Here is an 848-nt window from a genome sequence, read left to right on the forward strand (position 1 = left end):
AGCGGCAATACCTGCCGCTGCACCGGCTATCTCCCGATCTTCGCGGCGGTCAAGGCAGCCGCCGTCAAGCTCAAGGAAACCGTACAATGAAAGTTGACATGGACGGCAATTTCGAGGTGACGGCGTCGCCTGCGGAAACATTCGTCTTCATCACCGAGCCGCGGACTTTTGCTCCGATCCTTCCCTATTTCAGGGAACTGCATTCGGTCGAAGGCGACGGCTTCGGGGTACTCCTCGAAGTGGGCGTCCCACAGATCCGGGGGCAAGCCGATGTCGCGGCGCGCCGTATCGAGTCAGTGCCAAACGAACGCGTGGTCTACACAATCAATGGTCGCCATGCGCTGGGCATGATCGATGCGCGCATGACCTTCGTCATCGAGCCAATCGAGGCTGGCTCGCGCGTGAGCTGGACCAGCGAAGGCACCGTCAGCGGTACACTCGCTTCCCTGGCACAGGGCATCCTGCTGCCGCTGGCGCGACGTCAGGTCAAATCACTTGTCGTGGCGGTGCAGAAGGAGCTCGGCGTCGTGCAGCCCGAGCCGGCTGCCTCGGCTGGCCTGATGAAGCGCTCGGTCTCCTCGATGAAAGGGCTGTTCGGCGCCGCAAGGGCGAAAAGCCCGAACGAGGATCTGTCATCATGAGCGACGACAAGCCCATCGTGCGGCGCGAGGACGGTCGCTTGATCCGCGGGCGTGGCCGTTTCGTCGACGACGAAGGATCACGCGCACTTCATTGCAAGCTGGTGCGCTCTCCCTATGCGCATGCGCGTATATTGGGCATGGACACAAGCCGGGCCGAGTCGCTGCCGGGGGTGGTCTGCGTCCTAACCGGCGCGGAAGTACGCGAGC

At 63.0% G+C, this 848-nt stretch carries 2 protein-coding genes; both read left to right on the forward strand.

The genetic code is table 11. The annotated features are described in order from the left end of the window. The first annotated feature begins 86 nt into the window (after positions 1 to 86). Positions 87 to 641 carry a CoxG family protein gene (locus AC1D0I_RS32675; RefSeq protein ID WP_477228675.1) on the forward strand — a complete coding sequence of 185 codons (555 nt, stop codon included), beginning with the start codon at positions 87 to 89 and terminating at the stop codon, positions 639 to 641. Further along, the coding region (locus tag AC1D0I_RS32680; RefSeq protein WP_477400198.1) for a hypothetical protein at positions 638 to 848 on the forward strand (211 nt) is incomplete at its 3' end. The genes AC1D0I_RS32675 and AC1D0I_RS32680, both read left to right, overlap by 4 nt.

Source organism: Mesorhizobium sp. P2_D1, assembly GCF_056404455.1.